At 71.7% G+C, this 22,661-nt stretch carries 15 protein-coding genes; 12 read left to right on the top strand and 3 right to left on the bottom strand.

Annotated features, from left to right (window positions below; all coding sequences use genetic code 11):
• Positions 1–4 precede the first annotated feature (4 nt).
• The 5 genes from ACZ44S_RS13955 (at position 5) to ACZ44S_RS13935 (ending at position 6,292) form a co-directional block, all read left to right on the top strand.
• Positions 5–1,177 carry an ABC transporter ATP-binding protein gene (locus ACZ44S_RS13955; RefSeq protein ID WP_466928270.1) on the top strand — a complete coding sequence of 391 codons (1,173 nt, stop codon included), beginning with the start codon at positions 5–7 and terminating at the stop codon, positions 1,175–1,177.
• The gene (locus ACZ44S_RS13950) at positions 1,177–2,109 is read left to right on the top strand and encodes an ABC transporter permease (protein WP_466928268.1); all 933 of its coding nucleotides are present in this window, start codon (positions 1,177–1,179) and stop codon (positions 2,107–2,109) included. The genes ACZ44S_RS13955 and ACZ44S_RS13950 overlap by 1 nt, the downstream gene beginning before the upstream one ends.
• Positions 2,110–2,937, top strand: a complete 828-nt coding sequence (locus tag ACZ44S_RS13945; protein WP_466928266.1) for an ABC transporter permease — start codon at positions 2,110–2,112, stop codon at positions 2,935–2,937. It abuts the gene before it with no gap.
• Positions 2,938–2,973: 36 nt separating this feature from the next.
• Positions 2,974–4,392 (top strand): NAD(P)/FAD-dependent oxidoreductase, encoded by a 1,419-nt coding sequence (locus tag ACZ44S_RS13940; RefSeq protein ID WP_466928264.1) that lies wholly within the window; start codon positions 2,974–2,976, stop codon positions 4,390–4,392.
• An 85-nt stretch (positions 4,393–4,477) separates the two neighbouring features.
• Positions 4,478–6,292, top strand: coding sequence for a chitinase (locus ACZ44S_RS13935; RefSeq protein ID WP_466928262.1), 1,815 nt, complete (start codon positions 4,478–4,480; stop codon positions 6,290–6,292).
• Here the strand turns inward: ACZ44S_RS13935 and ACZ44S_RS13930 are convergent.
• Positions 6,231–6,869, bottom strand: coding sequence for a phosphatase PAP2 family protein (locus ACZ44S_RS13930; protein ID WP_466928260.1), 639 nt, complete (start codon positions 6,867–6,869; stop codon positions 6,231–6,233). The genes ACZ44S_RS13935 and ACZ44S_RS13930 overlap by 62 nt on opposite strands.
• A gap of 45 nt (positions 6,870–6,914) precedes the next feature.
• On the opposite strand from ACZ44S_RS13930, the gene ACZ44S_RS13925 reads away from it, so the two are divergent.
• Positions 6,915–7,727, top strand: coding sequence for a tetratricopeptide repeat protein (locus tag ACZ44S_RS13925; protein ID WP_466928258.1), 813 nt, complete (start codon positions 6,915–6,917; stop codon positions 7,725–7,727).
• 399 nt (positions 7,728–8,126) lie between these two features.
• Here the strand turns inward: ACZ44S_RS13925 and gabT are convergent, their stop codons facing one another.
• Positions 8,127–9,461, bottom strand: coding sequence for a 4-aminobutyrate--2-oxoglutarate transaminase (gene gabT, locus ACZ44S_RS13920; RefSeq protein ID WP_466928256.1), 1,335 nt, complete (start codon positions 9,459–9,461; stop codon positions 8,127–8,129).
• 237 nt (positions 9,462–9,698) lie between these two features.
• On the opposite strand from gabT, the gene ACZ44S_RS13915 reads away from it, so the two are divergent.
• The 3 genes from ACZ44S_RS13915 (at position 9,699) to ACZ44S_RS13905 (ending at position 15,520) form a co-directional block, all read left to right on the top strand.
• Positions 9,699–12,122: an ATP/GTP-binding protein gene (locus ACZ44S_RS13915; RefSeq protein ID WP_466928253.1), complete on the top strand. Its 2,424-nt coding sequence runs from the start codon at positions 9,699–9,701 to the stop codon at positions 12,120–12,122.
• Positions 12,123–12,249: 127 nt separating this feature from the next.
• Entirely contained in the window at positions 12,250–13,815 is a 1,566-nt protein-coding gene (locus ACZ44S_RS13910) for a PucR family transcriptional regulator (RefSeq protein WP_466928250.1), read from the top strand.
• Between the two features lie 259 nt (positions 13,816–14,074).
• Positions 14,075–15,520, top strand: a complete 1,446-nt coding sequence (locus tag ACZ44S_RS13905; protein ID WP_466928248.1) for an aldehyde dehydrogenase family protein — start codon at positions 14,075–14,077, stop codon at positions 15,518–15,520.
• A gap of 89 nt (positions 15,521–15,609) precedes the next feature.
• On the opposite strand, the gene ACZ44S_RS13900 is transcribed toward ACZ44S_RS13905, so the two are convergent.
• Positions 15,610–18,450 (bottom strand): glycoside hydrolase family 3 C-terminal domain-containing protein, encoded by a 2,841-nt coding sequence (locus ACZ44S_RS13900; RefSeq protein ID WP_466928246.1) that lies wholly within the window; start codon positions 18,448–18,450, stop codon positions 15,610–15,612.
• Positions 18,451–18,807: 357 nt separating this feature from the next.
• Between ACZ44S_RS13900 and ACZ44S_RS13895 the strand changes: the two genes are divergently transcribed.
• From ACZ44S_RS13895 to ACZ44S_RS13885, 3 genes are read left to right on the top strand one after another with little or no spacing between them, the layout of a single operon-like run.
• Complete coding sequence (locus ACZ44S_RS13895; RefSeq protein WP_466928243.1) at positions 18,808–20,493, top strand: extracellular solute-binding protein; 1,686 nt, start codon at positions 18,808–18,810, stop codon at positions 20,491–20,493.
• Between the two features lie 26 nt (positions 20,494–20,519).
• Entirely contained in the window at positions 20,520–21,575 is a 1,056-nt protein-coding gene (locus ACZ44S_RS13890) for an ABC transporter permease (RefSeq protein ID WP_466928241.1), read from the top strand.
• Positions 21,572–22,537 carry a carbohydrate ABC transporter permease gene (locus tag ACZ44S_RS13885; protein WP_466928239.1) on the top strand — a complete coding sequence of 322 codons (966 nt, stop codon included), beginning with the start codon at positions 21,572–21,574 and terminating at the stop codon, positions 22,535–22,537. Before ACZ44S_RS13890 ends, ACZ44S_RS13885 begins: the two co-directional genes overlap by 4 nt.
• The last annotated feature ends 124 nt before the right edge of the window (positions 22,538–22,661 follow it).

The raw sequence follows: 22,661 nt of genomic DNA, 5'->3' as shown, positions 1-22,661 counted from the left end.
CGAGATGAAGACCACCACAGACACCACCGCGGCCGGCAACGGCGGGGACGTCCGCCTCACCGGCATCAGCAAGACCTACGGCTCCTTCACCGCCGTGCACCCGCTCGACCTGACCGTCCCGCAGGGCTCCTTCTTCGCCCTGCTCGGCGCGTCCGGCTGCGGCAAGACCACCACCCTGCGCATGATCGCCGGCCTGGAGGAGCCCACCGCGGGCACCGTCCACCTCGGCGACCAGGACGTCACCGCGCTCCCGCCGTACAAGCGGCCGGTGAACACGGTCTTCCAGTCCTACGCCCTCTTCCCGCACCTCGACATCTTCGAGAACGTCGCCTTCGGTCTGCGCCGGCGCGGCATCAAGGGCGTGAAGAAGCAGGTCGAGGAGATGCTGGAGCTGGTCCAGCTCGGCGAGCAGGCCCGCAAGAAGCCGCACCAGCTCTCCGGCGGCCAGCAGCAGCGCGTCGCGGTCGCCCGCGCGCTGATCAACCACCCGAAGGTGCTGCTGCTGGACGAGCCGCTCGGCGCGCTCGACCTGAAACTGCGCCGGCAGATGCAGCTGGAGCTCAAGCGCATCCAGACCGAGGTGGGCATCACCTTCGTGCACGTCACGCACGACCAGGAGGAGGCCATGACCATGGCCGACACGGTCGCGGTGATGAACGCCGGCCGGGTCGAGCAGCTCGGCTCACCCGCCGACCTCTACGAGAACCCGCGCACCACTTTCGTCGCCAACTTCCTGGGCACCTCCAACTTCATCGAGGCCGAGGTCGACTCCGCGTCCGGCGACGAGATCGTGCTGAAGGCGGGCGGCGGCAAACTGGTCCTGCCCGGGGCCCGCAACAGCGCGCCCACGACCACCGGCGGCAAGGTCCTGCTCGGGGTGCGCCCGGAGAAGATCGTCCTCACCCACGCCGACGACGCCGGCGGGATACCCGAGGGCCGCAACCGGATCACCGGCCGGATCGCCGGCGCCGGCTTCATCGGTGTGTCCACGCAGTTCGTCGTCGACAGCCCGGTCTGCTCCGACTTCGAGGTCTACGTCCAGAACGTCGACCGTGATCCCCGGCTGCTGCCCGGTGCCGAGGTCGTCCTGCACTGGAACCCGGCGCACACCTTCGGCCTGGACGCGGCGCAGGACATCGACGCGGGCGTCGAGACGGTCGAGGAAGAGGTCGCCTGATGACCACGGTCACCGAGGCGCCACCCCAGGCGCCCGCCCCGGAGACGAAACCCCCGCGACAGGCGCGCAGGCGGGGCCGCTGGACGTCGTACTGGCTGCTGCTGCCCGGTCTGCTGTGGCTGGTGGTGTTCTTCGCGCTGCCGGTCATCTACCAGGCCTCCACGTCCGTGCAGACGGGCTCCCTGGAGGAGGGCTACAAGGTCACCTGGCACTTCGCCACCTACTGGGACGCGCTGTCCGAGTACTGGCCGCAGTTCGTCCGCTCGGTGCTCTACGCGGCCTCCGCGACCGTGCTGTGCCTGCTGCTCGGCTACCCGCTGGCGTATCTGATCGCCTTCCGCGCGGGACGCTGGCGGAACCTGATCATGATCCTGGTGATCGCGCCGTTCTTCACCAGCTTCCTGATCCGCACCCTCGCCTGGAAGACGATCCTCGCGGACGGCGGACCGGTGGTCGACGCCCTGAACACGCTGCACATCCTGGACGTCACGGCGTGGCTCGGCTGGACCGCAGGCGACCGGGTGCTCGCCACCCCGCTCGCGGTGGTGTGCGGTCTGACGTACAACTTCCTGCCGTTCATGATCCTTCCGCTCTACACCTCGCTGGAGCGCATCGATCCGCGGCTGCACGAGGCGGCGAACGATCTCTACGCCAAGCCGTCGACCACCTTCCGGCGGGTCACCTTCCCGCTGTCGATGCCGGGCGTGGTCTCCGGCACGCTGCTGACCTTCATCCCGGCGTCCGGCGACTACATCAACTCGGATCTGCTCGGCTCCACCGACACCCGCATGGTCGGCAACGTCATCCAGTCCCAATTCCTGCGGATCCTCGACTATCCGACGGCCGCGGCGCTCTCGTTCATCCTGATGGCCGCGATCCTCGTCATCGTCACGCTCTACATCCGCAAGTCCGGCACGGAGGATCTGGTTTAAATGGACACGCGACGGAGTCGCATATTCGGCACGAGCGTCAACTGGCTCAAGCGCCATCTCGTCGTCCTCGCGGGACTGTTCACCCTCGCGTATCTCCTCCTGCCGAACGTCGTCGTCACCGTGTTCTCCTTCAACAATCCGAAGGGGCGGTTCAACTACACGTGGCAGGAGTTCTCCACCGAGGCATGGAAGGACCCCTGCGGCGTCTCCGGGCTGTGCACCTCCCTGTCGCTCAGCCTCCAGATCGCCCTGTGGGCGACGCTCGGCGCCACCCTGCTCGGCACGATGATCGCCTTCGCACTGGTCCGCTACCGCTTCCGCGCCCGCGGCGCCGTGAACTCGCTGATCTTCCTGCCGATGGCGATGCCCGAGGTGGTCATGGCGGCCTCGCTGCTCACCCTGTTCCTCAACATGGGTGCCACGCTGGGCTTCTGGACGATCCTGATCGCCCACATCATGTTCTGCCTCAGCTTCGTCGTGGTCGCCGTGAAGGCGCGCGTGATGTCGATGGACCCCCGGCTGGAGCAGGCCGCGCAGGACCTGTACGCCGGCCCGGTCCAGACGTTCCTGCGGGTCACCCTGCCGATCGCCGCCCCCGGAATCGCGGCGGGCGCGCTGCTCGCCTTCGCGCTCTCCTTCGACGATTTCATCATCACCAACTTCAACGCCGGCTCGACCGTCACCTTCCCGATGTTCGTCTGGGGCTCCGCCCAGCGCGGAACACCCGTGCAGGTCAACGTCATCGGTACGGCCATGTTCGTCATCGCCGTTCTGCTGGTCGTGGCCTCCTTGCTCATCGGCAACCGCCGCAGCCGGCAGAAGGCATAGAAAGCACACCGCAGTCCCCTGTAGGGAGTTGAAATCATGGCCCCGAGCGCCATGAGCCGTTGGACGAAATCCCTCTCCGAGGCCCGGCCGGTCTCCTACTGGCTGGACGACCCCGGCCGGCCCGGACCCGTGCCCGCCCTCACCGGTACCGACACCTGCGACCTGCTGGTCGTCGGCGGCGGCTACAGCGGACTGTGGACCGCGCTGATCGCCAAGGAGCGCGACCCCTCCCGGGACGTCGTGCTGGTGGAGGGCCGCGAGGTGGGCTGGGCCGCCTCCGGCCGCAACGGCGGATTCTGCGCCGCCTCCCTCACCCACGGCCTGGCCAACGGACTGACCCGCTGGCCCGGCGAGATCCGCACCCTGGAGCGGCTGGGCGCCCGCAACCTCGACGCCATCGAGGAGACGGTCGCCCGCCACTCCATCGACTGCGACCTCGAACGCACCGGCGAGATCGACGTCGCCACCGAGCCGTACCAGGCCCGCGAGATCAGGGACTGGTACGAGGAGATCCGGGCCGAGGGCCTCGCCGACGGCATCGAGTACCTGGACACCGAGGCCGTGCGCGAGCAGGTGAACTCCCCGACCTTCGAGGCGGGCCTGTACGACCGCCGGGGCGTGGCCATGCTCCACCCGGCCAAGCTCGCCTGGGGACTGAAGCGGGCCTGCCTCGACCTCGGCGTGCGCGTCCACGAGCACACCCCCGCCCTCACCCTCAAGCCGTACGGCGCCGGCATGGCCGTCCGCACCCCGTACGGGGCGATCCGCGCCCGCACGGTGGCGCTCGGCACCAACGTCTTCCCCAGCCTGGTCCGGCGGGTCCGCGCCTACACCGTCCCGGTGTACGACTACGCCCTGATGACGGAGCCGCTGACGGCCGGGCAGCTGGTCTCGATCGGCTGGAAGAACCGCCAGGGGCTCGGGGACAGCGCCAACCAGTTCCACTACTTCCGGCTGTCCGCCGACAACCGGATCCTGTGGGGCGGCTACGACGCGGTCTATCCGTACGGCGGCCGGGTGCGCGCCGAGTACGACGATCGGCCGGAGACGTACGCCAAGCTCGCCGGGCACTTCTTCACCTGCTTCCCGCAGCTCGAGGGCGTCCGCTTCACCCACGCCTGGGGCGGCGCGATCGACACCTGTTCCCGCTTCTCGGCGTTCTTCGGCACGGCCCACGCGGGCCGGGTGGCGTACGCGGCCGGCTACACGGGGCTCGGCGTGGGCGCCACCCGTTTCGGGGCCGAGGTGATGCTGGATCTGCTGGCGGGGGAGCGGACCGAGCGCACGGAGCTGGAGATGGTGCGCAAAAAGCCACTGCCGTTCCCGCCGGAGCCGTTCGCCTGGACCGGTATCGCGCTCACCAAGTGGTCGCTGGCCAGGGCGGACGCCCAGGGCGGACGGCGCAATCTGTGGCTGCGGACGATGGACCGGCTCGGCCTGGGCTTCGACAGCTGAGTCGCGCGGGGGCTTGACAACCGAATTGGTCTGGACCAAATTGAGCGCGCTCCACCCTCCAATTCCCCCATGCCCGGAGGCCCTTGTGGACCGCTCCAGACCTTTCGCGCGCCGGCCCCTCGTCGCGTTGCTCACCGCCACCGCCCTCGCCACGACCGGAATGGCCGCGCTCTCGCCGGCCGCCGGCGCGGCAGACGCCGACCTCGCCCGCAACGGCGGCTTCGAAGCCGGCCTCGACGGCTGGAGCTGCACGGCCGGTACGACCGTGAACTCGCCTGTGCACAGCGGAAGTTCGGCGCTGAAGGCGACCCCGGCGGGCGCCGACAACGCCCGCTGCTCGCAGACCGTCACCGTGAAACCGGACTCCCTGTACACGCTCTCCGGCCACGTCCGCGGCAGCTACGTCCACCTCGGCGCGAGCGGCACCGGCACCACCGACGTCTCCACCTGGACCCAGTCCGCCCCCGACTGGCAGAAGCTCACCACGACGTTCCGCACCGGTCCCTCCACCACCCGGGTCACGATCTACACCCACGGCTGGTACGGCACCGGTGCCTACCACGCCGACGACCTCACGCTCATGGGGCCGGGCGGCGAGACCGGTCAGCCGCCCGCCCCGCCCACCGGTCTCAGGGCGGGCACCGTCACCTCGACGAGCGTGGCCCTGTCCTGGTCACCGGTCGCCGGCGCCACCGGCTACGCGGTCTACCGCGACGGCACCAAGGTGCAGAGCGTCAGTGGCGCCTCCGCGACCGTCTCCGGACTGTCCCCCGACACGGCGTACGCCTTCCAGGTCACGGCGGTCAACGACGCGGGCGAGTCCGCCCGTTCGGCCACCGTGACCGCGACGACACGTGAACCCGACTCGGGCGGCGGCCCCTCCGACCTCCCGCCCCACGCCCTGGTCGGCTATCTGCACGCGAGCTTCGCCAACGGCTCCGGCTACACCCGCCTGGCCGACGTCCCCGACAGCTGGGACGTCATCGACCTGGCCTTCGGCGAGCCGACCTCGCCCACCTCCGGGGACATCCGCTTCGACCGCTGCCCCGCCTCCGAGTGCCCGGGCGTGGAGAGCGACGCCGAGTTCAAGGCCGCGATCAAGGCCAAGCAGGCGGCCGGCAAGAAGGTGCTGATCTCCATCGGCGGCGCCAACGGCCAGGTGCAGCTGGCCAGTACGGCGGCCAGGGACACCTTCGTCTCCTCCGTCTCGCGCATCATCGACGCGTACGGGCTCGACGGCCTGGACATCGACTTCGAGGGCCACTCGCTCTCCCTGAACGCCGACGACACGGACTTCAGGAACCCGAGGACCCCGGTGATCGTCAACCTGATCTCCGCACTGAAGACCCTCAAGGCCAAGTACGGAGACGACTTCGTGCTGACCATGGCCCCGGAGACCTTCTTCGTCCAGCTCGGCCACCAGTACTACGGCACCGGCAAGTGGGGCGGCCAGGACCCGAGGGCGGGCGCGTACCTCCCGGTCATCCACGCCCTGCGCGACGACCTGACCCTGCTGCACGTCCAGGACTACAACTCCGGGCCGATCATGGGCCTGGACAACCAGTACCACTCCATGGGCGGCGCCGACTTCCACATCGCCATGACCGACATGCTGCTCACCGGCTTCCCGGTCGCGGGCGACGCGAACAACGTCTTCCCGCCGCTGCGCGCCGACCAGGTCGCCATCGGCATGCCGGCCACCACCAACGCCGGCAACGGGTACGTGTCCCCGGCCGAGGTCACCAAGACCCTGGACTGTCTGACGAAGCGGACGAACTGCGGCTCCTACGCGACCCACGGGACCTGGCCCGCCCTGCGCGGGCTGATGACCTGGTCGATCAACTGGGACCGGTTCGGCGGCTGGGAGTTCCAGCGGACCTTCGACGGCTACTTCGGCTGACCAGCAGCCACACACCGGTCAGCAGCACCGCGCCGAGGCACCAACTGGCCGCCACGTCCAGCGGCCAGTGGTAGCCCCGGCGCACCAGCCCGTACGAGGCGCCCAGAACCAGGGCGAGGCAGAGCACGACCAGCCCACGGCGTACGGCCGGCGACCGCAGCAGCCGCAGGAGCAGCAGCGTCGCCGCGCCGTACGCCACGACGGCGGTGGCGGTGTGCCCGGAGGGGTAGTAGCCGACCGCCGGCGGCACGGCCGGGGTGCCCGGGCGGTCGGTCCACTCCTTCAGAGGTGCGACCAGCGCCGGCACCAGCGCCATCGCCGAGGCCCCGGCGAGCGGCGGCAGCCACCAGCGGTCACCGTCCGCCGTACGCCCGTGCCAGGCGACGTACGCCAGGGCGGCCACCAGGACCGGCACGGCCACCTGCACATTGCCGAGGTCGGCGAGGAGTTCGGAGGCCCGGTCCGGACGGATCAGGGCCTCGCTCAGCCGCTCGTCGAGATCCACCAGGGGTCCGTCGACGACGACCTGCCAGGTGATCAGCGCGAAGAGGAGCAGGGGCGGTCCGAGCAGCAGCATGCCGTCCAGCTTCGCAGGCCGGCGGGTCCCGTAGTCTCACCGCCTGTGAAGCCGATACGAACGACACGGGACAGCACACGCCGCAAGCTCTTTGCCCGGCTCGAAGACCTCTTCAAGCAGGGGGAGTACGAGGAGGTCGAGGCCACGGCACGCGCGCTCGCCGAGGGCGCCCGGACCGGATGGCGCAAGCAGCCGTTGGTCGAGTGGCAGGCGCGGACGCTGGCCACGATGGCGGCCGTCGCGCACGGACGTCAGGCCGAGGTGCTGGCCGAGCTGGAGACGCTGATCGCCGAACTGGCCCCGGTCGACGCCGAGATGCAGGTACTGCGGCTGGTGGTGCGCAGGAACCGCGCGGTGGTCCTCACCGGTCAGGGCCGGCACGAGGAGGCAGAGAGCGAGGCGCTGGCCGTCCTGGGTGACATCGCCCGCCTCGCCCACCTCGTCCCCCTGACCGGGCTCGAGCTGAGCGCTCTGGAGGTGCTGGCCGGCGCGCTGTGCGGGCAGGGCCGTTTCGAGGAGGCGGAGGCCACCGCCCGCGGCAATCTCCCGCGCACGGACGCCGCCGCCACCACCGCCCTGCGCGCCACGCTGGTGCGCAGCCTGAACGGACAGGGCAAGTACGAGGAGGCCCTCACCGAGTCACGGGGCTTCGCGCCGCCACTGGCCCGCAAGGACAGCGGACGCCCCGATCTGGTGACGGCCGAGGCCCTGCTCGGTCTGGGGCGCCGCGAGGAGGCGGAGGCCGCGGTCCGCCGGGCGCTGTCCGACTGCGAGGGGCGCCTGCATCCCGCCCATCCGCGCTTCGGTGAGGCGCGCGCACTGCTGGCCCGGGTCACCGGGGAGCAGCCCGGCCCGTGAACGCCGAAGGGCCAGTGCAAGGGGGGACATGCACTGGCCCTTCGGGGAACGGCTTGCCGTACGAGGTGCCCGGACGGCCGTCCGGACCGGAACGTCGCGCGCCCCGGGGGGTTTGGGGCGGGCGACCGTCCGATCGTGAGGAGACCCGAAGCCTTCAGGCCCCGGTTGTGTGCGCGAGGGCACGACCAGGTCGAAGCTGGGGAGGCCCCGGCCTGAGCCGCCCACAGTCCCCTGTGGGCGGTGTGTATCTCTCATCCGGGTGCAAACCTACGGCAGGGGGTGGCCCGGCGACAGGGGCGACGGGCTCCTGTCATCCACCCCGCACACGTTCTTCACACGCTCTGCCGCTCGCCGGGCCCGGCGGCCCGGGGCAGGCGGCTCACCTGCCCCGATGCCGGCTCAGATGCGGGTGAACGCCTGCTCGATGATGTCCAGGCCCTCGCTCAGCAGGTCCTCGCCGATGACCAGCGGGGGCAGGAAACGCAGGACGTTGCCGTAGGTGCCACAGGTCAGGACCAGCAGGCCCTCCTGGTGGCAGGCCTTGGCCAGCGCGGCGGTCGCCTCCGGGTGCGGCTCCTTGGTGTCGCGGTCCTTCACCAGCTCGATGGCGATCATCGCCCCGCGGCCGCGCACATCGCCGATGATGTCGAACTTCTCCGCCATGGCGGTGAGGCGGGTCTTCATGACCGCCTCGATGTTCTTCGCCCTGGCGTTGAGGTCGAGCTCCTTCATGGTCTCGATGGCGCCGAGCGCGCCCGCGCAGGCGACCGGGTTGCCGCCGTAGGTGCCGCCCAGGCCGCCCGCGTGCGCGGCGTCCATGATCTCCGCGCGGCCGGTGACGGCGGCCAGCGGCAGACCGCCGGCGATGCCCTTCGCCGTCGTGATCAGGTCCGGGACGACGCCCTCGTCCTCGCAGGCGAACCACTGTCCGGTGCGGCAGAAGCCGGACTGGATCTCGTCGGCGACGAAGACGATGCCGTTGTCCTGGGCGAACTTGCTGATCGCGGGCAGGAAGCCCTTGGCCGGCTCGATGAAGCCGCCCTCGCCGAGCACCGGCTCGATGACGATGGCGGCCACGTTCTCGGCGCCGACCTGCTTGGAGATCTGGTCGACGGCCTGCGCGGCGGCCTCCGGGCCGGCGTTCTCCGGGCCGGTCGGCCAGCGGTAGCCGTAGGCGACCGGCACGCGGTACACCTCGGGCGCGAAGGGGCCGAAGCCGTGCTTGTACGGCATGTTCTTGGCGGTCAGCGCCATGGTGAGGTTGGTGCGGCCGTGGTAGCCGTGGTCGAAGACGACGACCGCCTGCCGCTTGGTGTACGCACGCGCGATCTTGACGGCGTTCTCGACGGCCTCGGCGCCGCTGTTGAACAGCGCGGACTTCTTGGCGTGGTCGCCCGGGGTCAGCTCGGCGAGCGCCTCGGCGACGGCCACGTAGCCCTCGTACGGCGTCACCATGAAGCAGGTGTGCGTGAAGTCGGCGAGCTGGGCGGAGGCCCGGCGCACGACGGCCTCGGCGGAGGCACCGACGGAGGTCACGGCGATGCCGGAGCCGAAGTCGATCAGACGGTTGCCGTCGACGTCCTCGATGATCCCGCCGCCCGCGCGCGCGGTGAACACGGGCAGCACGGAGCCCACGCCCTGCGCGACCGCGGCGGTACGGCGGGCCTGCAGCTCCTGCGACTTCGGGCCGGGGATGGCGGTGACGACGCGGCGCTCCTGCGGAAGTGCGGTCATGCGGGGCTCCTGGGGGGTGTAACGGACGCTTCCACGTTCTTTTCTCGCAGGCTAGGGCGGCCGGCGGGGGCTGGGCATGCTCCATGTGGGCGTTGTCCGGGGGGCCGGGTTGTCCGTGGTGGACATAGCGGGGGCGGCGGACCGTGGCTCGGCCGTGCCATCGATGGACTCCACCTGTCGGGGCGTTAGATTGGCTCGCTGATGGCGGATGGAGCGGCTGCTCAGGGGGCAAGGGCGATGGACAGCGACGGTACCCAGGACGCACAGGGCACGCATGCCGGCCCCGTACCGCGCCCGGCGGGACCACCGGACGTACCGAGGACGCCGCCCCGGCCGGCCCGGGCGCCGGGGGTGCCGCCGGTCCCCGCGCAGGCGCCCCGGTCCGCGTCGGCCGTCGCCGCCTGGCTCGACACGGCGAGGCCGGCCGCCCGGCCGGGTGTCTGGCGGTTCGGGCATCGGCCGCCGAAGCGGGAGCCGGAGGCCCTCAGGCCGGTGACGGTTGCCGGGATGCTGATCCCGCTCGCCGTGGCCGCGCTGATCTGGTCGCTCTGGGATCGCGGTGTCACCTCGTACCAGATGGCCCCCCTGCGCGCCTTCACACCGGACGACTGGTGGTGGGGTGGCACGGTCTCGTCACCCAAGGAGTTCCCGGGGGAGGCGGTGGTGCAACCCGGTGTGGAAGCCCTGGTGGTCTATAAGGGTGTCTGCTTCGCCGTGCTGGCCGTCGCGGTGGCCGTGCTGGGCAGCTGGCGGGCCATCGTCCGCCACTACGTGAGCCGCAGGCCGCAGCCGGCCCGCGCCCTGGTCGCCGCCCTCCTCGCCCTCGTCGCCCTCGCCTTCGTCTTCCCCGACGCCTTCCCGGTCGTCGGCTGGGACCCGGTGCCGCTCGTCGACCCGCTGCTGTCCCTCACCGTGCTCCTCACGGACAGCTACGACCTGATGGCGTCGTCCGCCTTCACGAACACGCTGTACACGGCCGTCACCCTGCTCGTGGTCTGGCCGTTCGCCCGCCTCGGTGCCTGGCTGCCGTACGCCAGGCAGCTGCTCGCCGCACGCTCGGGCGGCAGCACCGGCCCCGCCGCCTCCGTGCCGGAGCGGCCCCGCTCCCAGTGGCCGGACCTGCGGGACGCCGGCCTCGGGCAGGCCGCGGACGTGCTCACCGCCGAGGTCGCCGGCGACCGCATGAACGACGTGGACTGCGCCCGCGTCGAGCACGCCTTCGCCGCGGCCCGGCGCGGGGGTACCTCCGCCGTCTTCCAGGACACCGTCCTGCGGCAGGCCGGAGCCGCCTGGACGCATCCCTCCGGCGCCCGTGACCTGCCGCGCCGGACGGCCCGCCACGACCTGCTCACCGCGCAGGTGCGGATCGGCAGCTGGGCGGCGGCCGGCCGGGACGCCCCGGGGCCCTACCCGGGCGCCGGCGCGGCCCTCGGCCCGGACGTCCTCGGCACCTCCCTGCTCGCCGTCGGGCCCCCCGGGTCCGGCAAGACCCGCACCCTCGTCGAGCCGGTGACCGAGGCGCTGGCGCTCCAGGCGCTCACCGGGCGCTGTTCCGTCGTGGCCGTCTCCGCCGCCGGGAGCCCGCTGGGCGCCGACGACGCCTTCGACGTGGTCGTGCGGATCGGCGACCCCGCCTCGGTGCACGACCTCGACCCGTACGCCGAGTCCCAGGACCCCGACGAGGCGGCGGCGATGCTCGCCGAGGCGCTCGCGGGTGACGTGGACGGCGTCGGCGCGCAGAGCGCCGCCACCACGCTGGCCCAGCTGCTCGGCCCCTTCCGGGCGGTGCACGCCCGCTTCCCCACCCTGCCGGAGCTGCGGGAGCTGCTGGAGGGGGAGGAGGGGGCACTGGCCACGCTGCGGGAGGCGCTCGCCGCCGACGGGAACGACGTCATGCGGCGCGAACTCGACGCGCGTGTCCGGCAGGCGGGCACACCGGGCGACGTGGGCCGGACCCTGGCCGACCGGCTGGCGCTGCTGAACCGGCCGGTGTTCGCCGACTTCCTCGGCGGTGGCGGCCCCGGACGGCCGTTCTCCCTGCGGGCCGTCGCCCACCACCCCCTGCGGGTCCGGATCGACCTGCCCGAGCACGGCCACGAGGAGGCCGGCCGGATGATCACGCGCCTGGTCCTCGCCCAGTTCCTCGCCGTCGCCCGGGAAGGGCGGCGGTCCCACTTCGCCTGCCTGGTCCTGGACGACGCGACCGGCACGGTCACCGGCGAGTCGGTGCGCCGCATCCAGCGCCTGCGCACGCGGAACGCGGGGGTGGTGCTCACCCTGCGGTCCGTGGCCGACGTCCCCGAGGCGCTGCACGGCCCGCTCTACGCCGCGGTGGGCTGCCGCATGGCCTTCTCCGGGGTCAGCACCTGGGACGGCAGCCGGTTCGCCCAGACCTGGGGCACCGAGTGGGTGGAGACCACCGAGGTCGCCCAGCACACGGTCTTCGCCGACCAGCCGATGACCCGGGCGCTCCACGCGCTGCGCAAGCTGGTGACCGGCAAGGCGGTCACGACGGACGCGGTGACGGTACGGCAGGTCGAGCGGGAACGGTGGTCGGCGTCCGAACTGGCCCATGCGGTGCCGCCCGGGCACGCGGTGCTGTCGCTGACGACCGTCGAGGGGGAGCACGCGCCGCCGATGCTGGTGGACCTGCACGGGTGAGCCACCCCGTCGGGGCAGCCGACGACCGTACAGTGAGGCAGAATCGACACAGGCCGTTCATACGCCGCGGCCAAAAGATCACCATGTTCTCACACACCCGACGCAGACCCGAAGGCTCAAGGCTCCGATGCCCCCGACGCTCGCCTCGCTCGTCCACCACTCCGCGCTCAAACTGACCGTGCGCGCGGGCGAGGACCGCCTCGACGCGCCCGTCCGCTGGGCGCACGCCAGTGAGCTCGCCGACCCCGTGCCGTACATGGAGGGCGGGGAGCTGCTGCTGATCACCGCGCTCAAGCTCGACGCGGAGGACCGGGAAGCGATGCGCCGCTATGTGAAGCGGCTGGTGGGGGCGGGCGTCGTCGGGCTCGGCTTCGCCGTCGGGGTCCACTACGAGGACATCCCCGACGCCCTCGTCGACGCGGCACGCGCGGAGGGCCTGCCGCTGCTGGAGGTGCCGCGCCGCACCCCGTTCCTCGCCATCAGCAAGGCCGTGTCCGCCGCCATCGCCGCCGACCAGTACCGTGCGGTGACCGCGGGGTTCGCCGCCCAGCGGGAACTGACCAGGCAGACGCTGACCGACGGCCCGGAGGGGCTGCTGGCCGCGCTCGCCGCGCAGGTCGACGGGTGGGCCGCGCTCTACGACGCCTCGGGCGCCGTCGTCGCCACGGCACCGGACTGGGCGGTCCGGCGTGCCGCGCGGCTCACCCCGGACGTGACCCGGCTGCGGGAGCGCCCCGCCCCCGCCTCCTCGGTCGTGGCCGGCCCGGAGAACGAGGACCGGGTCGAACTGCACTCCCTCGGCACCGGCCGGCGCCCCCGCGCGGCGCTCGCCGTCGGCACGGCGGCGACCCTCGGCACCGCCGAGCGGTACGCCGTCCACTCCGCCATCGCCCTGCTCACCCTCACCACCGAACGCTCCCGCTCCCTGCACGCCGCCGAGCAGCGGATCGGCGCCGCCGTTCTGCGGATGCTGCTCGCCGGGGAGCCGGACCACGCCCGCGCGGTGGCCGGGGACCTGTACGGGAGCCTCCTCGACGCGCCCTTCCGGATCATCGTCGCGGTCGGCAGCGGGGAGGCGGGCGGCGACGCCCTCGGGACCCTCGCCGAGACCGCGGAGGCCGCCGCCGCCCGCTCCGGTGAGGCCGTTCTCATCGTGCCGGAGGGGGACCGGCTGGTCGTCCTGGCCGCCGACGGCGGCGCCGCCGTGGCCGCCTGCTGCGACCACGCCGCCGCGCGGGAGGCCGCCCGCAAGGCCGACGACGACGGCCTGGTGATCGGACTGTCGGCGCCCGCCGGGCCGATCGCCGCGTCCGCCGCCTACACACAGGCCGAACAGGCGCTCTCGGTGGCGCGGCGGCGGGGCCGGGTGCTGGTCGAGCACGAGCACATGGCCGCCGGGTCCGTGCTGCCGCTGCTCGCCGACGACGCGGTGCGGGCGTTCGCCGACGGGCTGCTGCGCGCGCTGCACGAACACGACGCCACCGGCCGCGGCGACCTCGTCGCCTCCCTGCGCGCCTGGCTCTCCCGGCACGGCCAGTGGGACGCGGCGGCCGCCGAACTCGGCGTCCACCGCCACACGCTGCGCTACCGGATGCGCCGGGTCGAGGAGATCCTGGGCCGCTCCCTGGACGACCCGGACGTCCGCATGGAGCTGTGGCTCGCCCTGAAGGCCACGGCGTCCGAGAACGGCTGACCGGCGGACCGGACGGCGTGATCGCGCCACCCGTGGAGATCGGGACAGCTGCGGCACCCCCGCCGCGGGGAGGGGGGCACCGCCACGCCGGCGGCCCTCCCTTCCACGGCTTCCTGCACCGGACAACACCCTTTGCGCCGATGCGGCACACTGCCGTCCGGCACCCGTACGCGCCGGACAAACGCCCGCCCGGCGGCGCGCCCCTACCGTGGGACCAGAAACCCAGTACACCCCCTACGCGGAAGGGCCGGGACTCCACATGACTTCCACCCACGCCTTCTGGCTCGCCGGCCGCCAGGCCACCGGTGAGGCCGCCTTCGACGTCACCTCCCCCTGGGACGGCCGGGTGGTCGGCACGGTGAGCGTGCCGACCGACGCCCAGGTCGAGGAGGCCGTGGCCGCCGCGTACGCCGTACGGGACGAGTTCGCCGCCACCCCCGCCCACGTCCGCGCCGCCGCACTGGACCACGTCAGCCGGCGCCTGGTCGAGCGCACCGAGGAGATCGCCCGGCTGATCTCCGCCGAGAACGGCAAGCCGATGAAGTGGGCCCGCGGCGAGGTCGGCCGGGCCGTCTCCGTGTTCCGTTTCGCGTCCGAGGAGGCCCGGCGCTTCAACGGCGGCGAGGCCCAGCGTCTGGACACCGACGCCGGTGGCCAGGGCCGGCTCGCGTTCACGCGCCGCTTCCCCAAGGGCGTCGTCCTCGGCATCGCCCCGTTCAACTTCCCGCTGAACCTGTGCGCCCACAAGATCGCCCCGGCGATCGCCGCCGGTGCCCCGATCGTCCTGAAGCCGGCGCCCGCCACGCCCCTGTCCGGGCTGATCCTCGGTGAGCTGCTCGCCGAGACCGAGCTGCCCGCCGGTTCCTGGAGCATCCTCCCGGTCCCCAACGACCGCATGCCCGCCCTGGTCCAGGACGAGCGGCTGCCGGTGATCTCCTTCACCGGCTCCGAGAAGGTCGGCTACGCGATCATGGATTCGGTGCCGCGCAAGCACTGCACCCTGGAACTGGGCGGCAACGGCGCGGCCGTCGTCCTCGCCGACTTCGCGAGCGACAAGGACCTGGACTGGGCCGCGCAGCGCATCGCGACCTTCTCCAACTACCAGGGCGGCCAGTCCTGCATCTCGGTGCAGCGTGTGATCGCCGACGCGTCGGTGTACGACCGGCTGCTGCCGCGCATCGTCGCCGCCGTCGAGGCGCAGGTCACCGGCGACCCGAACGACGACGCCACGGACGTCGGCCCGCTGGTCAGCGAGGAGGCCGCGCAGCGCGTCGAGGCGTGGGTGCAGGAGGCCGTCGACGCCGGCGCCACCCTCCTCACCGGCGGCAAGCGCGACGGCGCCTCGTACGCGCCGACCGTGCTCACCGGCGTACCGGCCGATGTGACGATCTCCTGCGAGGAGGTCTTCGGGCCCGTGCTGACCGTGCAGAAGGTGGACGGCGAGGCCGAGGCCTTCGCCGCCGTCAACGACTCCAAGTACGGCCTCCAGGCGGGTGTGTTCACCCATGACCTGCAGACCGCCTTCCGGGCCCACCGCGCCCTGGAGGTCGGCGGCGTGGTCGTCGGCGACGTGCCCTCCTACCGTGCCGACCAGATGCCGTACGGCGGCGTCAAGCAGTCCGGTGTGGGCCGCGAGGGCGTGCGGTTCGCGATGGACGACTACACCTACGAGCGCGTGATGGTGCTCACCGGTCTCGCCCTCTAGGCGGACGGGACCGTCCAGCCCGACGCGGAGGGGCCCGGCACCGGTCATCCGGTGCCGGGCCCCTCGTCGTGCCGGCCGCGTCCGGACCCTCAGCCGGAGAAGCCGGCCCGCGCGAGCCGCAGCGGGCCGCGCAGCCGCAGGCGCACGTCGCGCACGCCGTCGACGGCCGCGAAGGACGCACGGAGCGTGGTGTAGTCGTAGGGGCCGGCTGTGGGCGCTGTCGGTGACAGCGCGGCGAGCGGCGGGCCGCAGTCGAGGAGCAGCTCGGCCGTGCCCCGGCCGGACACCTCCACCGTCACCTCACGCACTCCGCCGCCGAAGTCGCAGCCGCGGAAGAGGAGTTCACCGTCCTGACCGGCCACCGGGGTCACGGCGTCGCCCCCCACCTTCGTGCGGTCGACGATCTGGGTGCCGCTCTGCTCGTCGAAGTCGGCCGCGTCCAGGCCGCGTTCGACGACGGGCCGCGGGACGGCCGGCTCGCCCTCCAGTGTGAGGGTGGTGCGGACCCGCACGTCCTCGCTGGAGGCCCCGGCCAGCAGCTCGTACGCCCCCGGATCCACCCGCCGGCGGTTAGACGCCACGTCCCAGAACGCGAAGGCGGACAGCGGCAGGACGAAGGACAGCTCCACCGTCTCCCCGGGCGCCAGGGTCACCCGCCGGTGGGCGAGCAGCTCGCGGCGCGGACGCGGCACCGACGGCGCCACGGCCCGCCCGTAGAGCTGGGCCACCTCGTCGGCGGTGACGTCACCGGTGTTGGTCACGGCGAACCCGGCACGCACCACCGGGCCGACCACCCGGGCCGTGAGCTCCCCGTAGGAGAAGGACGCGTACGACTCGCCGTGTCCGAACGGGAACAGCGGTGTGCCCTCGAAGTACAGATAGGTCTGCCGGGAGCCGATCACGTCGTAGTCGAGCAGGTCCGGCAGGTCGGCGTCGTCGGCGTACCAGGTCTGCGGCAGCCGGCCGGCGGGGGAGACGTCACCGGCGAGCACCCGGGCCAGGGCGGTGCCCGCGGCCTGTCCGCCGTGCGCGGTCCACAGCATCGCCGGAAGCTCCGCGGGGTCCACCGCGTACGGGTAGGCGGAGACCAGCGCCAGCACCGTGGCCGGGTTGGCGGCGCGGGCGGCGCGCAGCAGCAGCTCCTGCTGGGCGGGCAGCCGCAGCGTCGTACGGTCCTCGGTCTCGCGCCCGTTGATGTGCGGATCGTTGCCCGCGACCACCACGACCACGTCGGCCCGGGCCGCGGCGCGCGTCACCGCGTCCTCCCCGCGTTCGGTGACGACCAGCTCGAAGACCTCGGGGTTCTCCTCGGCGACCTTCACGCCGTCGGCGGCGACCTGCACAGGGCGTCCCGTTCCCATGTGCCTCAGGAGGTGACCGTCCCCGTGCGGTTCCAGCCGGAACGTCTCCTGCACGATCCAGCCGCCCGGCTGGTCGGCGGAGGCGCGGACGTACCCGTCCTCGGCCACCGACAGGTAGCGGCCGTCGGGTGCCCGCAGGGTGAGCACGCCGTCGCCCCAGTCGGCCAGGGCCAGTTCGGTGCCGGACGGCCCGGCGGTGAGCGGGGGCAGATCGGTACGGCCGGCGAGCAGCGCCGGGTCGAGGGCGCCCTCGCTCCCGCGCGCCGTTTCGGGCGCGTCGGGCGCGGGCGGCACGCGCAGGAACGTACCGGCGGAGGTCCTGAGCAGTACGCGGTCCACCCCCTCGGCGAACTCCACGCGGTCGGCGCCGAACCGCTCGTACAGCCCCTCCAGCGGGGTGGAGCGGTGGATGAGGCTGCCGCTGTACCAGTCGAGCTTGCATTCGTCGGCGAGCAGCCCGACGACCGCGACCCGGGCGTGGGGGGCGAGCGGCAGCAGACCGTCGTTCCTGAGGAGGACGATCGCCTGCTCGGCGGCCTCCCGCGCCAGCGCCCGGTGCTCCGGGGTGTCGAACGCCTGCTCCCCGGCGTAGGGGTCGGCGCCCGGGTCGAACTCGCCGAGCCGGAACCGCACCGACAGCTGCCGGCGGACGGCCGTGTCGATGTCGGCCTCCGTCAGCAGGCCCTGCTCCAGGGCGCCCCGGACCCGTCCGGTGATCTTCGAGCTGTCCGTGCCGTGGTCGGTGAAGCTGTCGACACCGGCCCGCAGTGCCGCGGCGACGGCCTCCTCGTGGGTGTCGAAGTAGTGCTCGGAGTCGACCAGGTTGGACGGCGCGCCGGCGTCCGAGCAGACCAGCAGGTCCTGGTCCGTCCAGGTGCGCAACTGCTCGCGCAGATACGGCGACACGTGGTTGGGGCGGCCGTTGACCAGGTTGTACGCCGGCATCACCCCGGCCACCGTGCCCGCCTCGACCGTCTCCCGGAAGGCACGCAGGTCGTACTCGTGCAGCACGCGCGGGCGCACGGAGGCGGAGGAGGTGTCGCGGTCCGTCTCGTTGTTGTGCGCCAGCCAGTGCTTGAGCACGGGAGCGGTGCGCCAGTACTGGGGATGGTCGCCGCGCAGGCCGTGGGTGTAGGCGGTGGCGATGGCCGAGGTGAGCCTCGGGTCCTCCGAGTAGCCCTCCTCGTTGCGGCCCCACAGCGGGTGGCGCAGCAGATTGACGGTCGGGGACCAGACGTTGAGGCCGACGCGCTCGTCCCGTGCACGCATCGCACGTGCCTCCCGGGACACCGCCTCGCCCACCCGGCGCAGCAGCTCCTCGTTCCAGGTCGCGCCCAGACCGACGGCCTGCGGGAACACCGTCGCCGGGCCCATCCAGGCGACGCCGTGCAGGGCCTCCTGGCCGGTGCGGAAGGCGGCGACGCCCAGGCGCTCGACGGCCGGTCCGAACTGGTGCAGGAAGCCGATCTTCTCGTCGAGGGTGAGCCGCGACAGAAGGTCGTCGATGCGCTTCGCGAACGGCAGGTCCGTATCGCGGAAGGGCGGCGTAGGCGGCGATGGTGCGGTCACGTGGGGTTCCCCTCGGAATGGAGCGACGAGGCGCTTTCGAAGCGCTTCGATGCTCTTTCGGAGCGAGGTAGGTGTCAAGGGGTCCGTCGCGCTGGATGGGGTGCCTGCCTGCAACTCATGGAAGTCGCGCCTGTGGCGGACGCGCGGGGGGATCCTGGGAATCTTGGATGTGACTCTTGTGTGCCTCTGGGTGTTCACCTAACCTCGCACCAACATCGAAGCGCTTCGACAGCGAGGCCCGCCCTCAGGCGGCACAGCCGACGCCGAACGACCGCTTCGGCTCAGCGAGTTCCACCGAAGACACCGCAGCCGACGGCCCCTGCCGGGTGTCGTGGTGCGCCATGAAGGGTTGACGCAATGACGCCGAACGCCTCCAACTCCTCCGGGCCCAGCCGGAGAAGCTTCCTCGCCTCCACGGCGGTCGCGACCGCGGCGGTGGCCGGAGGGATCCCGCTGCTCACCGCCTGCGGGGGCGAGCGGGAGGGCCGCAAGGAGGGCACCACCTCCGGCAAGGAGGCCGCGAAGCTCCTTCCGGCGTTCGTCGCGTCGGGCGTCGTCACCCCCGACATCCCGGCCAGGAACGGCTCGGCGGCCGGCTTCACGAAGGCGATACCGACGGCCGAGCTGAAGACCTCGGTGCCGAAGACGCAGGGCAGCGGCGGCAAGCTGAAGATCATGTCCCCGTTCTGGGGTACCCCGCCCAAGGGCGACAACCCGTACTACACGGCGATGAACAAGGCCGTCGGCGTCGAGGTCACCTGGCAGAACCAGGACGGCGTCACCTACGACCAGAAGCTCGGCGCGGTCCTCGCCTCCAGCGACATCCCGGACGCCGTGGTCGTCCCCGGCTGGAACCTGATGGGCCGTATTCCCAGCGCGATCAACGCCAAGTTCGCCGATCTCGGCCCCTACCTCGCCGGTGACAAGGTCAAGGAGTACCCCAACCTGGCGGCCGTTCCCACCGAGGCGTGGCAGCGCGGCATCTTCGGCGGGCAGCTCCGCGGTGTCCCGATGCCCGCCCCGTACGTCACCGACATCGCGCCCCTGTACCGCAAGGACCTCTTCGCGAAGAAGGGCTACGACGTCCCGAAGAACCCCGACGCGTTCCTGTCCTGGGCCAAGGAGGCCACCGACGCCAAGTCCAAGCTCTGGGCCTGCGACGACATGAAGTGGACGGCGTTCAACATCTTCGGCGTCCTCTCCGGCAGCGACAAGGCGCTCTGGTGGAACCTCGAGGGCGACAAGCTGGTCAACCGCGTCGAGACCGAGCAGTACCTCGAGGCCCTGGAGTGGACCCGCAAGCTCTACGCCGCCGAGGTGGTCCACCCCGACGCGGTCCAGGGCAAGGCGGGAGGCGACGCGGGCAACCGCTTCACCGCCGGTGAGGTGCTGGTCTACAACCAGAACATCTCCGACTGGTGGGGCAAGACCGCCGAACAGCGCACCCAGAACCCGGACTTCGAGATGGCGGCGTTCGACATCTTCGGCCCCGACGGCGGCGACCCCACGCTGTGGGCCGTCCAGCCGGCCAACATCTTCACCTTCGTCTCCAGGAAGGCGACCGAGCAGCAGATCAAGGACTTCCTCGCCCTGTGCAACTTCTGCGCCGCGCCCTACGGCACCAAGGAGTTCATGCTCACCGCCTACGGCGTCGAGGGCACCGACTACGCGTTCGAGGACGGCCTGCCGGTGAAGACGCAGCAGGGTGTGAACGAGGTCAACGGCGCCTACGACTACACCGGCAACCCGGCCCCGTACATCGCCTACCCCGACCTCCCCGAGGTCACGAAGGCGATGGTCGAGTGGCAGCAGCGCATGGGCGCCTTCACGAGGAAGTCCTCCTTCTTCGGGCTCACCGTCACCGAACCCAACCGCTGGTCGAACCTCGCCGACGACTTCGAGCAGCTGGAGGACGACGTGGTGCGCGGCCGCAAGAAGATCAGCGATGTGCAGCAGGCCGTGTCCGACTGGAAGAGCAAGGGCGGCGACGCACTGCGCGACTGGTACAGGAAGCTGCTCGACGACAACGGTTCGGCGAAGTGACCCGGGGCTGACGCGAGGAGAAGGCCGTGTCGCACAGCACGGTGCCCCGGGACACGACCGGGACACGCACACCCGAGGAGCAGGCGACGGGCAGCGGTGACACCGCCGGGCCCGGCAAGGGCGAGGGCTCCGGCACACCAGGGACGACTCCGCGAAAGCCGGGTCTCCGGCTCAGGTTCCGGCGTGACCGCACGCTGATCCTGATGACGGTGCCGGCCCTGCTGCTGGTCCTGGTGTTCAACTACATACCGATCCTCGGCAACGTGGTCGCCTTCCAGGACTACGACCCCTATCTCAGCGAGAACGGCTTCGTCGCCATCCTCGAAAGCCCCTGGATCGGCTTCGAGCAGTTCGAGCGGATCTTCGCCGACTCGGCCTTCTGGCACGCGGTGCAGAACACCTTCGTGCTGTTCTTCCTCCAGCTGGTGCTCTACTTCCCCGTGCCGATCCTGCTCGCGCTGCTCATCAACAGCGTGGTCAGGCCCCGGGTGCGGGCGGTCGCCCAGGCGATCATGTACCTCCCGCACTTCTTCTCCTGGGTCCTCGTCGTCACCGTCTTCATGCAGATCTTCGGGGGCGCGGGCATCATCGCGCAGACCCTCCGCCGGCACGGCTACGAGGGCTTCGACCTGATGACCGACCCGGAGATCTTCAAGTACCTGGTGACGGCCGAGACCGTCTGGAAGGACGCCGGCTGGGGCATCATCGTCTTCCTCGCCGCGCTGTCGGCGGTCTCCAACGACCTGTACGAGGCCGCCGCCATGGACGGCGCCGGGCGCTGGCGGCGCATGTGGCACATCACGCTGCCCGCCCTGCGCCCGGTGATCGCCCTGCTGCTGGTGCTGCGCGTCGGCGACGCCCTCACCGTCGGCTTCGAACAACTGCTGCTGCAACGGCAAGCGGTGGGTGTCGACGCCTCCGAGGTCCTCGACACCTACGTGTGGTGGAACGGCATCCGCAACCAGGACTTCAGCTACGCGGCCGCCGCCGGCCTGATCAAGGGCGTGGTGGGTCTCGGGCTGGTCCTGACCGCCAACAAGGTGGCCCACCTCATGGGCGAGCAGGGGGTGTACAGGAAGTGACCACCGTCCTCGGCACACCGGCGGGTCCGCAGCGGCCGCCGGACAGGGCGACGAGGAAGCCCGGCCCCTGGGCCGCGCCGCCCCGCCCCGTCTGGGAGGAGGAGCCCTCCAGGGCCGGACAGGCGGGCAAGGGCCTCGCCCTGGGCCTGGCCTGCCTGGGCATCCTCTTCCCGCTGTGGATCGTCGTCGTCACCAGTCTCCAGACCAAGCAGACCATCGACGAGGCCGGCGGTCTGGTGGTGATCCCGAAGAGCATCACCTTCGTCGCCTACCAGGAACTCCTCACCGGCGGCCAGGTGCAGCGCGCCACCCTGGTCAGCATCGGCGTCACCGTCGTCGGCACGCTGTTCAGCATGGCCGTGTCGGTGCTGAGCGCCTACGGCCTCTCGCGGAGCGGTTCGCTGGGACACCGCTGGATCCTGATGACGCTCCTCGCCACGATGTTCTTCGGCGCGGGGCTGATCCCGACGTACCTCCTGGTGCAGGCGCTCGGGCTGACCGACACCTACCTCGCGCTGATCCTGCCCAGCGCGGTGAGCGTCTTCAACATCCTGGTGCTGCGCGCGTTCTTCATGAACATCTCCCAGGAGCTCATCGACAGTGCCCGGATCGACGGGGCCGGCGACTGGCGGATCCTGTTCCGGATCGTGATGCCGCTGTCCCGGGCGGTCATCGCGGTGATCGCGCTGTTCTACGCCGTCGGGTACTGGAGCGCCTGGTTCAACGCGTCGATCTACCTGACGGACCAGGACATGATGCCGCTGCAGAACGTCATGATCCAGCTGGTGCAGAAGCAGGAACGGCCGGTGGGGCTGTCCGCGCAGATCAATACGGGGCAACTGTCGCCGCTGGCCATCCAGATGGCCGTGATGGTGCTGGCGCTGCTGCCGGTGGCCGTGCTGTCGCCCTTCGTCCAGAAGCACTTCAAGAAGGGCATGCTGACGGGCGCGGTCAAGGGCTGACGCCCTGAGTTGTGGGGGAACTCGCGTGGTCCTTCTGCCGACGGTCCGTCGTTGCCGGTCGCGCCTGCGCGGCGGAGCCGCACATCGAGACGGCCCCGCGCCCCTGAAGGTTTCTCCGTCCTCC

Source organism: Streptomyces malachitofuscus, from assembly GCF_055571035.1.
This window is presented reverse-complemented; position numbering and strand designations above follow the sequence as displayed.